Below are 16,042 nucleotides of genomic sequence, written 5' to 3' on the forward strand. Positions count from 1 at the left end.
GCGTACGGGATGCGGATCATCGGCCCCAACGCGTTCGGGATCATCAACAACTCCCCGCAGGTCCGGCTCAACGCCTCCCTCGCCCCCGAGCCCACCCCGACCCCGACCCCGACCCGGAGCCCGGCCCCGGCGCCCACCCCCACGCCGACCCCGACACCGCCTCCCCCGCCGCCGCCCGCGCCGGTCGTCTACCGGTGGAGCGAGCTGGCGTACGACGTCAGCGGCGACGGCAGCGGGCCCGAGATGCGGATCGGCGAGAGCAGCTGGGTGTGGCAGCGGCAGGGGCTGTCGATCGGCGGCACGTCCTACGCGCGCGGTGTCACCGTCCACGGCGAGTCCTCGGTCACCATCGACCTCAACCGCGAGTGCACCTCGTACCGGGCACTGGTCGGCGTCGACGACATGACGCTGAAGCTCGGCAAGGTCTACTTCTCCGTCTGGGCCGACGGCGTGCCCCTGTGGAAGTCCCCGATGATCAAGGGCGGTGACCCGGCCGTGCCGGTGCGGGTGAACCTGGCCGGGCGGGAGTCCGTGCGCCTGGTGGTCGAGCCGCACAGCCACTTCGACGACCTCGCGGTCGCGGACTGGGCGGACTCCGAGTTCACCTGTACGTAGCGCCTCGGGTCAGCCCCGCCGTACCGCCGCTCCCGCCGCCCAGCGCCCCGCGCTGCGGCACGATGCCCGCGGGCACGGCACGGGCGCGGGCCGGGGTGCCGGTCCAGCAGGTGCCCCGGCGGGCCAGCAGGCGGCGCAGCCACAGTTCGAGGGAGACGAGGTCGGCGAGGCCGTCCAGGGGCAGCGGCTCGCCCTCGGCGGCGCGGCGCAGCGCCTTGCGCACGACCCGGGCCTCGACCAGGCCGGCCTGCGCCAGCAGCGGGGTGTCGAACAGGTCCATCAGGGAGTCGGCGGCCACGCGCAGTCCGGTGCGGGCGGCGAAGGCCGCCGGGGCGTGGGAGGTGGCGCCCCAGCCGGCCGGCAGGTCGGCGACGCCGGCACCGGTCAGCACGGTGCGCAGGATCGCGGCGCGCGCCCCGGGCTGCACCCGCAGCGCCTCGGGCAGTTCCCGGCAGGCACGGACGACCTGGTTGTCCAGGAAGGGCGCGTGCAGCCGCTGGAAGCGGATCTCGGCGGCCTGTTCCAGGACGCGGACGTCGGCGGCGGCGCGGGCGAGGGCGGCGCGGGCGCGGAAGTCACCGGGGCGTCTGCCGGGGCCGGCCGCGGACCGCTGCACGGCCGTCTGGAGGCGAACCGATACTTCGGCGAGCGCCTCCCCGGTCAGCCAGCGCGCCGCGGGCCCGGGTCTGGCCCAGGTGAGCGCGGCGAGCGACGCCCCCACGGCGCCTCCGGGCTCGTCGAAGCAGCGCTCCAGGAGCCGTTCGGCGAGGCCTTCGACGCCGGACCGGTAGGGCGTACGGGCGAGGCGGCGGGCGGCGGCGTACACGCGCGCGGGGACCAGCACCGAGCTGTCCGCCTTGGCCAGGGCGGCCACCGGGCGCACCAGATGGCGTCGCCGGCGGTCCATCAGGAGGTCGGCGAGGCGCGCCGGGTGGGCGTCGAGGACCTGGCGGGCGCCGTAGCCGGTGAGGTGGTCCGCGCTGCCCGCGGCGAGCCGGGCGCGGTGCCGGGCGGCGGACACCAGGCAGGCGCCGGGTTCGTCGGTGAGCGGGCCGTCGAGATCGGCGTACGGCAGGGTCTCCTCGCCGCCGGTGACCACCACGTGGTGCAGCCGAGGTCCGGCCGCGAGCGCCCCGGCGCGTTCCAGCTCGGCCTCGCGGCCGCCGACGGCCAGGTCGTTGAAGGTGACGGCGAGCAGCCGCTCACCGGCGCCGGTGCCGTGTCCGAGGACGGTGCCCGGCATGCCCGGCAGTCCGGCGGCGAGCAGCGCCAGGGTCGCGGAGGCGGGGCCGCCCGAGAGGTCCGCGCCGATGCCGGGGACCGGCATGCCGCGCGCGGCGCGCCGTTCCGCGGGGCCCATGCCGGGCACGGGTCCGGGGTCGATGTCGGCGCCGGGGACGTGCCGGGGCGCGGACAGCCGGGCCCGTACCGCCTCCACCAGCGCGTCGCGTACGGCGTCCACCGCGCGGTCGGGGTCGGCGGGGGGCGCGGCGACCGCGAGGGAGGCGACCTGCTCGTATCCGGCGATCTCACGGGCCCCGGCGCGCAGGATCAGCGCATGCCCCGGCGGGATGCGCCGCACGCCGTCGTACGGGGTGGACTCCTGGACGGCGGCCGGGACGTCGGGGGCGGCCAGCAGGGCGGCGAGGTGGCCGAAGTCGAGGTTGGCCTCGATGAGGTCGGCGAGCGGCAGCGCGGCGGTGGCGTAGGCGGTGCCGCCGGCCCACGGGGTGTGGAAGACGGGACGGGCGCCCGCGAGGTCGCCGCAGACGGTGATCCGGCGGCCGACCTGGACGACCGCCGTGTAGCTGCCCGGCCAGGCGGTGAGGTGGCGCAGGGCGCCGCCGCGCGCGGCGAAGAGCCCGACCCGCAGCTGTTCGTCGGTGGCGCCGCAGGTGCCGAGGACGGCGATCCGGGTCTGCGGGTCGGCCGTGACCACCCGCACCTCGTCGGGCCGCCAGTCGCCGACCGCCCACAGCGGGTCGGGGTCGCCCCACAGCAGCTGGGAGCCGACCGGGTGCAGGGTCTCGCCGTCGTGGCCGGTGGCACCGGCGGAGCCGAACCCGACGGCGCCCGTGGCGGTGCTGCTCCAACCCACCAACCACCGCATCGACGCCTCCACAGGCTGTGGACAACCAGTGCACCGTAGGAACCGGTTCACCATGCTGCCACGAAGGACGCGCCGGGGAGCGTCGGCGGAGCCGCTTGTGATCCGTCCAATGCGCCCCACGCGCCCTCGAACGCGCCCCTGGGAAGGCCCCGGCGCCGTGAACGCCCGCCCGGAGCATGGAGGTTACGGCACCACGACGATATGAATGCGCCCCCGGTACGCCCCCCGAAAAACTCCAACGCGCCCTCAAATGGCATGGTGGACACGGAGATTACCCAGAACCGGTGAGGCGGTTTTCGGCCATTCCAAGACCACGAAATCCATTTCCCGTCCGCGCCGTGCACGCTCCGTACAGGCTCTGCGCATCGCACGGCGGGCGCACGGCCCGGGAAACGGAACTCGCCCCCCGGGCCGGACCGCCGCCCGCGGGGATGTGAGGCGGCGGTGTCCCCCAGCCCACTGGTCAGTACAGCGGGCCGACCCACGCAGGAGCCATGGAACCGCTCCCGAGGTGGCCGGAGAAGAGCGCACGGACGGGCGCACGGCCACACAACGGGAGCACGCGGCAACGGTGCGTACAGGACCCGTACTCCCGTACGGACCACAATCCCGCCATCCGGAACAATGCCTCTTAACGCTTGGGATGCGGCGAACTACGCTGGGTTTACGAATGCCGCGTGGTTATGCCAGCGCGGCGGCCGTCTGTGTCGAGGGGTGGCGCATGTCCAGGGAGCAACGCGGGCCGAACGAAAAGCTCGGCACCGTTCTCGCCCTCGCGGGAATCAGCAACGCCGGCCTCGCCCGGCGCGTCAACGACCTCGGCGCCCAGCGCGGGTTGACCCTTCGCTACGACAAGACGTCGGTGGCCCGCTGGGTGTCCAAGGGCATGGTCCCGCAGGGTGCCGCGCCGCATCTCATCGCGGCCGCCATCGGCCAGAAGCTCGGCCGCCCGGTGCCGCTCCACGAGATCGGCCTGGCGGACGCGGACCCCGCCCCGGAAGTCGGCCTCGCCTTCCCCCGGGACGTCGGGCAGGCGGTGCGGTCGGCGACCGAGCTGTACCGCCTCGACCTCGCCGGACGCCGGGCCGGCTCCGGCGGCATCTGGCAGTCCCTCGCCGGGTCCTTCGCCGTCAGCGCCTACGCCACACCCGCCTCACGATGGCTGATAACCCCGGCCGACAGCTCGGTGGCGCGCGAGGCGAGCCCCGCGGAAGGCTCCGGCGCACCGCTCAAAGTCGGCCACAGCGATGTGCAGAAACTGCGGGAGGCCGCCGAGGACGCGCGGCGCTGGGACTCCAAGTACGGCGGCGGCGACTGGCGCTCCTCCATGGTCCCCGAATGCCTGCGCGTCGAGGCGGCCCCGCTGCTCCTCGGCTCCTACTCCGACGAGGTGGGCCGCGCCCTGTTCGGCGCCAGTGCCGAACTGACCCGGCTGGCCGGCTGGATGGCCTTCGACACCGGCCAGCAGGAGGCCGCCCAGCGGTACTACATCCAGGCCCTGCGCCTCGCCCGCGCGGCGGCCGACGTCCCCCTCGGCGGGTACGTCCTGGCCACCATGTCCCTCCAGGCCACCTACCGGGGCTTCGGCGACGAGGGCGTCGACCTCGCGCAGGCCGCCCTGGAACGCAACCGCGGGCTGGCCACCGCCCGCACGATGAGCTTCTTCCGGCTCGTCGAGGCCCGCGCGCACGCCCGCGCGGGAGACGCCCAGGCGGCCGGCGCGGCCCTGAAGGCGGCCGAGGGCTGGCTGGAGCGGTCCCGCGACGGCGACAACGACCCGAGCTGGCTCGGCTTCTACTCCTACGACCGGTTCTGCGCCGACGCCGCCGAGTGCTACCGGGACCTGAAGGCCCCCCGCCAGGTCCGCCGGTTCACCGAGCAGGCCCTGTCGAAGCCCACCGAGGAGTTCGTCCGCTCGCACGGACTGCGCCTGGTCGTCTCCGCGGTCGCCGAACTGGAGTCCGGCAATCTGGACGCGGCCTGCGAGCAGGGCGTCCGGGCGGTCGAGGTCGCCGGGCGGATATCGTCGGCGCGCACCACGGAGTACGTGAAGGACCTGCTGCACCGCCTGGAGCCGTACGGCGACGAGCCGCGCGTGGTCGAGCTGCGCGAGCGGGCCCGGCCGCTGCTGACCCCCGCCTGACGCCGGCCGCCTCCCCGGGTTTGAGCGCATTGTCAGTGGCGCAGTGCACTATCGAAACCGGGAGGTGGAGCAGGTGCGGAAGATCGCCTACGACTGTGACGTGCTGGTGATCGGCGGCGGGATCGTCGGCCTGTCGACGGCGTACGCGATCACGCGCGCCGCGCCGGGCACCCAGGTCGTGGTGCTGGAGAAGGAGCAGGGCCCGGCCCGGCACCAGACGGGCCGCAACAGCGGCGTCATCCACAGCGGCATCTACTACCGCCCCGGCTCCCTCAAGGCGCGGTACGCGGTCGAGGGCGCCGCCGAGCTGGTGAAGTTCTGCGCCGAGTACGACATCGCGCACGCCGTCACCGGCAAGCTGATCGTCGCCACCGACCGCGCCGAGCTGCCCCGGCTGCACGCGCTGGTGCAGCGCGGCCGGGAGAACGGCATCCCGGTGCGGGAACTGGGCGCGGCGCAGATCGCGGAGTACGAACCGGAGGTCCGCGGCCTCGCCGCCATACACGTCGGCACCACCGGGATCTGCGACTTCGCCGGCGTCGCCCGCCGCCTCGCCACCGCCTCCGGCGCCGAGATCCGCTACGGGGCACAGGTCGTCCGGGTGGACCGCCGCCCCGAGCTGGGGGTGGCGGTGGCGACCGCGGACGGCACGGTGGTGCGCGCCCGGGCGCTGGTGAACTGCGCCGGACTGCACTGCGACGAGATCGCCCGGCTGAGCGGCGACGACCCCGGCATGCGGATCGTCCCCTTCCGAGGCGAGTACTACGACCTGCGGCGCCCCGAACTGGTCAACGGCCTGGTCTACCCCGTCCCCGACCCGGCGTTCCCCTTCCTCGGCGTCCACCTCACCCGGGGCATCGACGGCACCGTCCACATCGGACCGAACGCGGTCCCCGCGCTGGCCCGCGAGGGGTACGACTGGGGTGTCGTCCGGCCCCGCGAACTGGCCGCCACCCTGGCCTGGCCCGGCACCTGGCACATCGCCCGCCGGCACTGGCGGTACGGCGCGGGGGAGCTGCGCCGCTCGGCGTCCCGGGCGGCGTTCACCGAGGCGGTGCGCAGACTGCTGCCGGCGGTGCGCGAGGCGGACCTGGTCCCGACGGCCGCGGGAGTGCGCGCGCAGGCCGTGCTGCGGGACGGCACCCTCGTCGACGACTTCCTCATCCGCGAGGCCCCGCGCACGGTCCACGTCCTGAACGCCCCCTCCCCCGCCGCGACCGCCTCCCTCCCCATCGGCCGAGAGGTGGCCCGCCGAGCACTGTCGGCGCTGCGATGAGCGGCGGAGCGCGGAGGGCCGGCTTCCCCGGACGCCGTAAACTCGACCCCACTGTGTCTGACTCCCTGAACCCCACCTCCCACCCCCGCCGGCCCAAGGGTGAGCCCCGGTTCCCCGAGGGGCCGCAGGCGGATCCCGCCGGTTCGCACTTCGAGCGGCGGATCCGTAGTTTCCAGCCGCGGCGGAGCCGGGTGACCACGGGCCAGGCGGACGCGCTCCAGCGGCTGTGGCCCAAGTGGGGACTGGACATCGACGGCCGGCGGGTCATCGACCTGGCCGAACTGTTCGGGAACGACGGCCCCGTCGTCCTGGAGATCGGCTTCGGCATGGGCGAGGCCACCGCGCAGATGGCCGCCGCCGACCCCGGCACCAACATCCTCGCGGTCGACGTCCACACCCCCGGCCAGGGCAATCTGCTGAACCTCGCCGACCAGGGCGGCCTGACCAACATCCGGGTCGCCAACGGCGACGCCATCATCCTGCTCCGCGAGATGCTGCCCCCGGACGCCCTCGACGGCATCCGCGTCTACTTCCCGGACCCCTGGCCCAAGAAGCGCCACCACAAGCGGCGGCTGATCCAGCCGGAGTTCCTGACCCTCGCCGCGACCCGACTGAAGCCCGGCGCGATCGTGCACTGCGCCACCGACTGGGAGCCGTACGCCGAGCAGATGCTCGATGTGCTCAGCGCGCACCCGGACTTCGAGAACACCCAGGCCGACGGCGGTTTCGCGCCCCGCCCCGAGTTCCGGCCGCTGACCCGTTTCGAGGGCCAGGGACTGGACAAGGGTCATGTCGTGAACGACCTGCTCTTTCGCCGCGTACCACCCATAACGTCAGCCCAGCCCCCCGCCGGCGCCTGATCCCCCGCGGGCGGCTCCGTCCCTCGTGAGGGCAATGCCGTGGCCACCAGTCCCCCGTACCCCACGCCTCCCGGCTTCCCCGCCCCCGGGGCGCCCCGGCACGCGCACTGGTGGCAACGCGCCTGGGTGCGCTACGGCGCCCTGGTCACCCTGCTCGCCCTCTCCGGCCTGGTCATCCTGGCGCTGGTGCGCGAGCAGACCGGCACCCAGGGCTTCCTGGTCGGTCTCGGCCTCGCGATCCTGCCGGTCCCGCTGCTGACAGCCGCCTTCCGCTGGCTGGACCGGGTCGAACCGGGCCCCTGGCGGAACCTGGTCTTCGCCTTCGCCTGGGGCGCCTGCGCGGCCGCGCTGATAGCGATCGTCGCCAACAGCTTCGCGACCCGCTGGATAGCGACGGCCACCGCGGACCCGGCCAGTGCGGACACCCTCGGCGCGACCGTGATAGCGCCGGTCGTCGAGGAGTCCGCGAAGGCGGCGGCCATCCTGCTGCTCTTCCTCTTCCGCCGCCGCGACTTCACCGGGATCGTGGACGGCGTGGTGATAGCCGGCGTCACGGCGACCGGCTTCGCGTTCACCGAGAACATCCTCTACCTCGGCACCGCCTTCGGCACCGACCAGCTCACCGGCGGCAGCGGCATCGCCTCCGTCACCGCGGCCACGTTCTTCGTGCGCGTGGTGATGTCCCCGTTCGCGCACCCGCTGTTCACCGTCCTCACCGGCATCGGCTTCGGCATCGCCGCGCTCTCCGGGCCCCGCCAGCATCTGCGGCGGGTGCTGCTGCCGCTGTCCGGACTGCTGCTCGCGATGGGCATGCACGCGTTCTGGAACGGCTCGGCGACCTTCGGCGAGTTCGGCTTCTTCGCGGTCTACGGCGCGTTCATGGTGCCCATGTTCGGGCTGCTGACGTGGCTGGTGATCTGGACCCGCCAGCGCGAGCTGCGGACCGTGCGGGAGGAGCTGCCGCCGTATGTGGTCGCGGGCTGGCTGGGCCCGGCCGAGCCGTTCGCGCTCGGCTCGATGCGGGCGCGCCGGCTGGCCCGCGAGTTCGCCGGGCACCACCTGGGCAAACCGGCGTCCCGCGCGGTGGCGGAGTACGAGGCGTACGCGACGTCGCTGGCGTTCCTCAGGCACCGGGGGCGCCGGGGCCGGGCCGGCGCCGACTTCGTGGTGCGCGAGGGCGAGCTGCTGCACGAGCTGTGGCGCCGCCGCGAGGTGGCCCGCCCGGCGCTGGAGTACGCCGCGCGGGTCACGGCACCGCCGGTGCCGGTGCTGATGCCGTGGCCGGCGCACGGCCCGGGACACGCTCAGGGGCACGGCCCGGTGGCGGCGCCGAACCAGCCGTACCGGACCCACCAGCCGGTGCACCAGCCGGCGCACCCGGTGCACCACCCGGCACCGGCACCCCACCCGATGCCTTACCCCGCGTACAACCCGTACCGAACGTGACGGACGTGACGGCCGTGACCGCCGCGACCGGCGTGACGGCCGTGACCCGCGACGAGCGCCCGGCCCGGCGGACCGGCCCTCAGGCGGACGCCTCCGTCAGCCGCGCGACCTCGTCCTCGGTGAGCCGCAGTTCGGCGACCCCCACCAGGTCGGCCAGCTGCTCCACGGTCCGCGCGGACGCGATCGGCGCCGCCACGGTGGGCTGCGCGGCGAGCCACGCCAGGGCGACCGTCGCGACGGGCACCTCGTGCGCGGCGGCCACGGAGTCCAGCGCGTCCAGCACCCGCCGCCCCCGCTCGCTGTCCAGGTGCTTGCCGGCGCCCGCCGCCCGCGCGCTGTCGACGGTCGTGCCGGGCCGGTACTTGCCGGTCAGGAAGCCGGACGCCAGCGCGTAGTACGGCACCGCGGCGAGGCCCGCCCGCGCGGCGACGTCCCGGAGCTCACCCTCGTAGGTCTCCCGGGACACCAGGTTGTAGTGCGGCTGGAGGGCGACGTACCGGGCGAGGCCCTCGCGGTCGGAGAAGGCCAGGGACTCCCGCAGCCGCTGGGGGGAGATGTTGGAGGCGGCGATGTACCGGACCTTGCCCGCCTCCACCAGTTCGTCGAGCGCGCCGACGATCTCCTCGACCGGCACGTCGGGCTGGTCGAAGTGGGTGTAGTAGAGGTCGATGTGGTCGGTGCCGAGGCGTCGCAGTGAGGCGTCGGCCGCGGCCTTGATGTTCACCGCGCTCAGGCCCGGGTACTCGGGGTGCTGGCTGACCTTGGTCGCGATGACCACCTCGGAGCGGTTCCCCCGGGCCTTGACCCACTCGCCGATGATCGTCTCGGACTCGCCGCCGGAGTTGCCCTCGATCCAGGCCGAGTAGGAGTCGGCGGTGTCGACGAAGTTGCCGCCCGCGGCGGCGTAGGCGTCGAGGACGGCGAAGGAGCGGTCCCGGTCCGCGGTCCAGCCGAAGACGTTGCCGCCGAGGGAGAGGGGGAAGACCTCCAGGTCGGAGGAGCCGAGCTTGCGCAGAGAAGTCATGCCGAGTGACAACACGGCACGGGGAAGCGCGTATTCCGTGAACCGGCAGCCCTGACGTCGGGGGGTTGTCGTCAGGACCGCCGGGGTTCAGCGTGAGCGTGGGCTCAGGGGGTGAGGCCCTTGCTCTGGAGCCAGGCCATCGGGTCCAGCGCGCCGCCGTCGCCGGTGTGCACCTCCAGGTGCAGGTGCGGGCCGGTCACGTTGCCGGTCGCGCCCACGCGGCCGATGACGTCACCGGTGTTGACCTTCTGGCCCACGCTGACGTTGATCGACGACTGGTGGGCGTAGAGGATCTCGGTGCCGTCGTCCAGGGTCAGGACGGTCTTGTAGCCGTACGACCCGTCCCAGCCGGCCTGGGTGATGGTGCCGGTGTGCACCGCCTTGATGAGGGTGCCGGTGGGCGCGGCGAAGTCCAGGCCGGTGTGGTAGCCGGAGGACCACATCGAGCCGGCCTGACCGTAGGTGGAGGTCAGGGTGTACGAGGAGGTCGGCAGCGTGAACTGCTTGGCCAGCTCGGCCAGGCGCTCGGCCTCGGCCTTCTTGCGGGCCTCCTCCTCGGCCGCCTTCTTCGCGGCGGCGGCCTCGGCCTCGGCTTCCTTCTCCGCCTTGGCGGCCGCCTCGGCGGCGGCCTTCTCGGCGGCGGCCAGCGCTTCCGCGGCGGCCTTGGACTCGACCTGGTCCTGCTGCTGCTCGGCCTGCGCCATGATGCGGGCGCGCAGTGCCTCGCCGGCGTCGGTGGTGCCCTGCGCGGTCTCGGTCTCGGTGACGCCGACGCTGCTGAGCGGGGTGGCGGTGGTCTCGGCCTCGGGCTCGGGCTCGTCGGAGATGAGCGAGCCGACGTTCGGCAGGTCGGGCATCGAGATGGACACCGGCGGCTTGCCGGTCTGCGCGGTGGCCATGCCGCCCGCGCCGACGGCGGCTATGACACCGACGCCGAGAACGGTGGAGCTGCGGGCGAGTCCGCCGCCGCGCTGCTTGGCGACGCGGTGCCGGCCGCGTACGGGGCGAATGGATTCCTTGGTCGGATTCCACTCCTCCCAGGGGCCCTCTTCGGTGCGCTGACCGCCGTAGACGAAGGTGTCGGCGGGATCGACAGTGCGCTGGCCGGGCACGAACGGGGCCCCGGGGGCAGGCCGGTTGGACGCCACGTGGGCGTACTCCTTTCCTTCCTTCTCGCCTACCGGGTTAGCTGACGGGTTCGGAGCAGGAAGGTCTCCTACGCGCGTAAATCAGCCGTGTGAACACGACTGGCCACGAGCGATTCACCCCAAGGTGGTGGTTCCCCGGTTCCCTACGGGATTCGGCGCGTGCGCACGGAGCCGCCTCTTGTGACGGCTGGGACGACCGCGCTGCGTTATCGGACGTTAATAGAACCGGGGCCTGAATTCCAAGCCGTTCCGCTTGATCATTACGGTTCTCCGGGCGGACGTTCGACCCATGACCGGCGAAAAACGGGCGAGTTGACCAGCGCTCAGCAGCGTTCTTTCTTTTGATGGTGTCTCAGATGTTATGCGGAGTGGGGTTGCTCACTTACTCCTGGTGACGGCGGTCGGGGCCGCCGTACGGCCAGCAGCGCCATGTCGTCCGTCAGCCTGCCGCCGGAGTGCCACCGCACATCTTCGGCCAAGATCGACAGCAGCTCGCCCGGCCCGCCGAAGGTCCGCCCGGCCAGCCGCCGCGACGGGTCGTAGAACTCGCCGCGCGCGTCGCGGGCTTCGGACAGCCCGTCGGTGTGGAGCAGCAGCGTGCTCCCGCCCGGAAAGCCGGCCTCGTCCGCGCGGTCCGGCCAGACGCCCAGCTCGCCCATGCCGAGCGGCAGCGCGGGGTTCCGGGCCGGCAGCGGCCGCAGCCGGCCGTCGGCGTGCAGCAGCAGCGGCGGCGGATGGCCGCGGTTGAGGATCCGTACGACGCCGTCGCCGTGCGGGATCTCGGCCAGTACGGCGGTGGTGAACCCCTCGAAGGCGTCGATGCCGTCGCGCCGGGTGCCCTCGCGGGCCAGCGCGTGCTCCAGCCGCTGGGCGACCGCCTCCAGCGTCCCCTCGTGCTCGGCGGCCTCACGGAACGCGCCGATCACCACGGCGACGGCGGCCACCGCGCCCATCCCCTTGCCCCGCACGTCCCCGACCACCAGCCGCACCCCGTACGGGCTGTCCTGCACGGCGTAGAGGTCGCCGCCGATGGAGGCGTCCGCCTGCGCGGCCTCGTAGCGCGCGGCGATCTCGTAGCCGCCGATGCGTGCCGCGGGCTCCGGCAGCACCGCGCGCTGCGCCGCCTCGGCGATCTCACGGGCGGTGGCGAGCCGGGCGTGGCCGCGGCCGACGAGGCAGTTGACGACCACGGCGAGGACGGAGACGACCGCCACGGTGACCGTCTCGGTGATCGCGTCGACGCGCAGGGCGATGCCGTACCGGATGTGCACCACGAGGACGACGGCGAGCGCCGCGATCCCGGTGAGGACGGTGGCCCGCCGGGAGAGCAGCGGGGCGGCGATCAGTGGCGCGGCGACGAAGAGCGGGGCGGCGGTGTAGTTCTCGGGGGTGAAGTAGTCGTAGCAGCCGCCGAGGACGACGAGGAGCATGGGCAGGGTGCGGACCAGGGTCCGCGCGTACGAGATCCGCCGTTCCTCGTCAGGGCCGGACGGCACGGGCGTGGGCGTAGGCGTGGGCGTGTGTGCGGACGCGGGCACGCCGCCGGGGCCAGGGCCGGGGCCGGGGCCGAGGTCTTCGGACCGCACCACTTGTCTCCCGCACCACTCGTCTCCCGCCAGTCCCACGAGCCCCATGGGTCCGCCGGTCCCGCCGGGTCCCTGAGATCGTCCGCCACCGCCTCGCACCGCCTCGCCCGTCCAGAGTCGCCGGAGCGGCTGCGGGCGGCGAGCCGGAAGGGCCGACCGGGGGAGAACACACCGGGGGCAGACACGCAGGGGAAAGCACTCACGGGAAAACACTCAGGGCCGGAACCCATCTTCATGGGTTCCGGCCCTGAGTCTTCAGTAGCGGGGACAGGATTTGAACCTGCGACCTCTGGGTTATGAGCCCAGCGAGCTACCGAGCTGCTCCACCCCGCGTCGGTGAAACCAGCATACGCCATCCGCGGGACCATTCGCGCCAGGGTTTCCGTCCAGCGCCTCTGACCTGCGGAAATCAGCCCGTATTCAGCTGCTCGGCATGGTCCGTCGTCCGCGGCCGGCGGCCCGGGGCACGGGCTCCGCGGAGCGATTGGCCAGGATGGGGCGGTACAGACGCGGCACCGGGCCCGAAGCGCCGAGTGCCCCGTGCCCGACCCAGCCGATCGCTCGCAGATGGGTGCGCCGATGCCCTACCCGTACGTCCTGCTCTCCGCCGCCGTCTCCCTCGACGGCTGTCTGGACGACACCGGCCCCGAACGCCTCCTCCTGTCCGGGCCCGCCGACTTCGATCGGGTCGACGAGGTCCGGGCGTCCGTGGACGCGATCCTCGTCGGCGCCGGCACGATCCGCGCCGACAATCCGCGGCTCCTGGTCAACTCCGCCGAGCGCCGGGCGGCCCGGGTGGCGGCCGGGAAACCGGAGTACCCGCTGAAGGTGACGGTCAGCGGGACCGGCGACCTCGATCCCGGGGCGCAGTTCTGGCACACGGGCGGCGAGAAGGTCGTCTACACGACGCCGAGGGGCGCGCAACGCCTGCGGGCGACCGGCGTCGCGGCCGAACTCGTGGCCCTCGGCGAGGATCTGGACTGGCGCTCGGTCCTGGCGGACCTGCACGACAGCCGCGGTGTGCGGCGGCTGATGGTGGAGGGCGGCGGCACCGTCCACACCCAGTTGCTGCGCCAGGGCCTGGCGGACGAACTGCAACTGGCGCTGGCCCCGTTGTTCGTGGGCGACCCGGCCGCACCGCGGCTCTTCGGCCCCGGCCCCTACCAGGACGGCCGTCTGCGCCTCGTGGAGACCCGGCCGGTCGGCGACGTCGTCCTCATGCGCTACGAACCCACCGCGCCCGGCACCGGGACGGCACCCTCGGCGGCGGACCGTCACTGGCTCGCCCTGGCCTGCGACTTGGCCCGCCGGTGCCCTCCGTCGTCGACGGCGTTCAGCGTCGGCGCGGTGGTGGTCGCCGCCGACGGCACCGAACTCGCCCGCGGCCACTCACGGGAGGGCGACGACCCGGTCGTCCACGCCGAGGAGGCGGCCCTGGCGAAGATCGACCCGGCGGACCCGCGGCTCGCCGGCGCGACGGTGTACAGCAGCCTCGAGCCCTGCACCCACCGCTCCTCCCGGCCCCGCCCCTGCGCACGCCTGATCCTGGACGCCGGAGTCCGCCGGGTCGTCACGGCGTGGCGGGAGCCGGACACCTTCGTCACGGCGGCGGACGGCACGGGAGCGCTGACCGCTCAGGGCGTCGACGTGGTCGTCCTGCCGGAGTACGAGGAGGCGGCCGAGGCCCCGAACCGGCATCTGCTGCACCGGGGGCCGTGAGGGACGGCGGACACGACAGGACCCCAGCTCGTCACTGCGTCGAGCTGGGGTCCGGCGGTAGGCCCTGTGGGACTCGAACCCACAACCAATGGATTAAAAGTCCACTGCTCTGCCAATTGAGCTAAGGGCCCAGGCGATGTTCGCCACCCCGAGCATAGCCGGATCGGGCCGTGTCGCCGATCGGGTATCGGGGACACGGCGCGGCCGAACGGCCGGGGCGGCGGAAGGAACCGCCTCCAACCGCCCCGGAGCCTATGAATCGGCGCTTTCCCGTACGGCGGCCCGCTCGCGCGCCGCGGGCCGCAGGAACCAGTGCCGCGCAGAAACGAACCACCAGGCCGCGGCGAAGCCCAGCACCACCAGCACGGCCACCGGCGCGTAGTTGAAGGTCTCCCAGGTGACCGGCGACACCTGCGGCAGCATGAACAGGACCGTGATCACCCCGACCCAGCCGACCGCCACCACGCCGACCGCCCGGGACCAGCGCCCCAGGTGCCAGGGCCCCCGTTCGAAGGCGGCGCCCTTGCGCAGCCGCAGCAGGGTCGGGATGACGTAGGCGATGTAGAGCCCGATCACGGCGATCGACGTCACCGCCGCGTACGCCGTGACATTGATCAGATACGGCAGCCCCAGCGCGAGCGCGCCGCCCGCCGCCAGCCACACCGCCGCGACGGGCGTGCGGGTGCGCGGGCTGACGGTGTGCCACACCCGGGAGAAGGGGAGGGCGCCGTCGCGGGAGAAGGCGTAGATCATGCGGCTGTTGGCGGTGACCGACGCCATGCCGCAGAACAGCTGCGCCCCGATCACCACGAGCAGCAGCAGTTTGCCCGCGGTCGCGCCGAGCGCGTCCAGCAGGATCTGGGCAGGCGGCACACCGGTCGCGGAGGTGAGGGCTCCCTCGTACGACTGGATGGCGAAGGTGAAGCCGAGCAGCAGGACGAGGCCGGCGATCCAGGAGGTCCAGATGGACCGCACGATGCCCCGCGGCCCGGCGGTCGAGGCGTCGTGGGTCTCCTCGGTCATGTGGGCGGAGGCGTCGTAGCCGGTGAAGGTGTACTGGGCCATCAGCAGGCCCAGCAGCACCACGTAGAGGCCGCTGCCCCAGCCCGTGTTGTTCACGAACTCGCCGAACACGAAGGAAGCGGACTGATGGCGGTCCGGTACGAGGGCCAGCGCGCCGACGATCACCGCCACGCCCAGCACGTGCCACCACACGCTCACGCTGTTGAGCACCGCGACGATCCGCACGCCGAAGGTGTTCAGCAGGCCGTGCAGCAGCAGGATCGCCGCGAAGAGCAGGATCGTGCGGCCCGGCGTGACCGCCCAGCCGAACTCCAGGTTCAGATACGCCCCGAGGAAGGACGCCGCCCCGAAGTCGATGCCGGCGGTCACGGCGACCTGCCCCAGCACGTTGAACCAGCCCGTGAACCACGCCCAGGCCGCCGCGCTGCGCTCCGGTGCCAGCCGGTGCGCCCAGAAGTACAGCCCCGCCGAGGTCGGATACGCCGAGCAGATCTCCGCCATCGCCAGCCCGACGAACAGCGTCATCAGCCCCACGGCCACCCAGCCCCAGGTGATCACCGCAGGGCCGCCGGTGTTCATCCCGAACAGGTACAGCGTCAGGCATCCCGACAGCACCGAGATGATCGTGAAGGAGACCGCGTAGTTGGAGAACGCGGACATCCGGCGGGCCAGTACCTGTGTGTAGCCGAGCTGGGCCAGCCGCTCTTCGTCCGACAGCCCGCTCACCTTGCCGTCATCTGTCATGCCCCCAGCAATTCCCTCGCCGAAGGCGTGACACACGTCACAACCGGAAAAGCCGAGGGCCCGTACGACCGGAGTCGTACGGGCCCTCGGAAGGTTCAGCTGTCAGTGTCAGCCGTTGCGCTTCCAGCGCGGCTTGTCGTCACGGCGGCCGAAGGAGCCACCGCTGCGGTGGTCGTCACGGCGGCCGTAGGGACGCTCGTGGCCGCCGGTGCGGAAGCCGGGACGGTCGCCCTGGCGGTCACGGTTGAAGGGGCGGTCGCTGCCACGGTGACCCGAGCGGTCGTCGCGGCGGAAGCCGGCGCGGTCGTCACGACGGTTGTCGTCGCGGCGGTCGTCGCGACGGAAGCC

The 16,042-nt window shown here is 73.3% G+C and carries 11 protein-coding genes, 2 tRNA genes, 1 pseudogene and 1 riboswitch; of the genes and pseudogenes, 6 read left to right on the forward strand and 8 right to left on the reverse strand.

What is annotated here, in order from left to right:
- A partial coding sequence (locus tag ABT232_RS34395; protein ID WP_351847649.1) for an NPCBM/NEW2 domain-containing protein occupies nt 1–615 on the forward strand: 615 nt, incomplete at its 5' end.
- On the opposite strand, the gene ABT232_RS34400 is transcribed toward ABT232_RS34395, so the two are convergent.
- Nucleotides 602–2,725, reverse strand: a complete 2,124-nt coding sequence (locus tag ABT232_RS34400; protein ID WP_351847652.1) for an asparagine synthase-related protein — start codon at nt 2,723–2,725, stop codon at nt 602–604. The genes ABT232_RS34395 and ABT232_RS34400 overlap by 14 nt on opposite strands.
- A gap of 721 nt (nt 2,726–3,446) precedes the next feature.
- On the opposite strand from ABT232_RS34400, the gene ABT232_RS34405 reads away from it, so the two are divergent.
- The 4 genes from ABT232_RS34405 to ABT232_RS34420 all read left to right on the forward strand — a co-directional run bounded on the left by ABT232_RS34405 (nt 3,447) and on the right by ABT232_RS34420 (nt 8,450).
- Nucleotides 3,447–4,868: an NsdA family TPR-like regulatory protein gene (locus ABT232_RS34405; protein WP_351847654.1), complete on the forward strand. Its 1,422-nt coding sequence runs from the start codon at nt 3,447–3,449 to the stop codon at nt 4,866–4,868.
- A 73-nt stretch (nt 4,869–4,941) separates the two neighbouring features.
- Entirely contained in the window at nt 4,942–6,144 is a 1,203-nt protein-coding gene (lhgD, locus tag ABT232_RS34410; RefSeq protein ID WP_351847657.1) for an L-2-hydroxyglutarate dehydrogenase, read from the forward strand.
- Between the two features lie 53 nt (nt 6,145–6,197).
- Complete coding sequence (trmB, locus tag ABT232_RS34415; RefSeq protein ID WP_351847659.1) at nt 6,198–7,004, forward strand: tRNA (guanosine(46)-N7)-methyltransferase TrmB; 807 nt, start codon at nt 6,198–6,200, stop codon at nt 7,002–7,004.
- A 39-nt stretch (nt 7,005–7,043) separates the two neighbouring features.
- A complete protein-coding gene (locus ABT232_RS34420) occupies nt 7,044–8,450 on the forward strand; it encodes a PrsW family intramembrane metalloprotease (RefSeq protein ID WP_351847662.1) in 1,407 nt (468 codons plus the stop codon).
- A gap of 79 nt (nt 8,451–8,529) precedes the next feature.
- On the opposite strand, the gene ABT232_RS34425 is transcribed toward ABT232_RS34420, so the two are convergent.
- The 4 genes from ABT232_RS34425 to ABT232_RS34440 form a co-directional block, all read right to left on the reverse strand.
- On the reverse strand, nt 8,530–9,474 hold the full coding sequence (locus ABT232_RS34425) for an aldo/keto reductase (protein WP_351847665.1): 945 nt from the start codon (nt 9,472–9,474) through the stop codon (nt 8,530–8,532).
- A 104-nt stretch (nt 9,475–9,578) separates the two neighbouring features.
- The gene (locus tag ABT232_RS34430) at nt 9,579–10,622 is read right to left on the reverse strand and encodes a M23 family metallopeptidase (protein WP_351847667.1); all 1,044 of its coding nucleotides are present in this window, start codon (nt 10,620–10,622) and stop codon (nt 9,579–9,581) included.
- Between the two features lie 11 nt (nt 10,623–10,633).
- Nucleotides 10,634–10,790, reverse strand: a riboswitch (cyclic di-AMP (ydaO/yuaA leader).
- Between the two features lie 191 nt (nt 10,791–10,981).
- Nucleotides 10,982–12,211, reverse strand: a complete 1,230-nt coding sequence (locus tag ABT232_RS34435) for a PP2C family protein-serine/threonine phosphatase (protein WP_450872101.1) — start codon at nt 12,209–12,211, stop codon at nt 10,982–10,984.
- A gap of 256 nt (nt 12,212–12,467) precedes the next feature.
- Nucleotides 12,468–12,541: transfer RNA gene (locus ABT232_RS34440), tRNA-Met, on the reverse strand.
- A gap of 246 nt (nt 12,542–12,787) precedes the next feature.
- Between ABT232_RS34440 and ABT232_RS34445 the strand changes: the two genes are divergently transcribed.
- A complete protein-coding gene (locus ABT232_RS34445) occupies nt 12,788–13,927 on the forward strand; it encodes a dihydrofolate reductase family protein (protein WP_351847672.1) in 1,140 nt (379 codons plus the stop codon).
- Nucleotides 13,928–13,985: 58 nt separating this feature from the next.
- Here the strand turns inward: ABT232_RS34445 and ABT232_RS34450 are convergent.
- From ABT232_RS34450 to ABT232_RS34460, 3 genes and pseudogenes are all read right to left on the reverse strand, one after another.
- Nucleotides 13,986–14,058, reverse strand: a tRNA-Lys gene (locus ABT232_RS34450).
- 121 nt (nt 14,059–14,179) lie between these two features.
- Nucleotides 14,180–15,694, reverse strand: coding sequence for an amino acid permease (locus ABT232_RS34455; protein WP_351847675.1), 1,515 nt, complete (start codon nt 15,692–15,694; stop codon nt 14,180–14,182).
- A 108-nt stretch (nt 15,695–15,802) separates the two neighbouring features.
- A pseudogene (locus ABT232_RS34460) lies at nt 15,803–16,042 on the reverse strand (DEAD/DEAH box helicase); the annotation flags it as partial.

It is taken from the genome of Streptomyces sp. NPDC001532, from assembly GCF_040298625.1.
GTDB lineage: Bacteria > Actinomycetota > Actinomycetes > Streptomycetales > Streptomycetaceae > Streptomyces.

Bases quoted from the DNA above. Each gene is read 5' to 3' on its own strand.
- ABT232_RS34405 (WP_351847654.1), top strand. From the start codon at position 3,447: ATGTCCAGGGAGCAACGCGGGCCGAACGAAAAGCTCGGCACCGTTCTC.
- ABT232_RS34425 (WP_351847665.1), bottom strand. From the start codon at position 9,474: ATGACTTCTCTGCGCAAGCTCGGCTCCTCCGACCTGGAGGTCTTCCCC.
- ABT232_RS34445 (WP_351847672.1), top strand. From the start codon at position 12,788: ATGCCCTACCCGTACGTCCTGCTCTCCGCCGCCGTCTCCCTCGACGGC.
- ABT232_RS34455 (WP_351847675.1), bottom strand. From the start codon at position 15,694: ATGACAGATGACGGCAAGGTGAGCGGGCTGTCGGACGAAGAGCGGCTG.
- ABT232_RS34400 (WP_351847652.1), bottom strand. From the start codon at position 2,725: ATGCGGTGGTTGGTGGGTTGGAGCAGCACCGCCACGGGCGCCGTCGGG.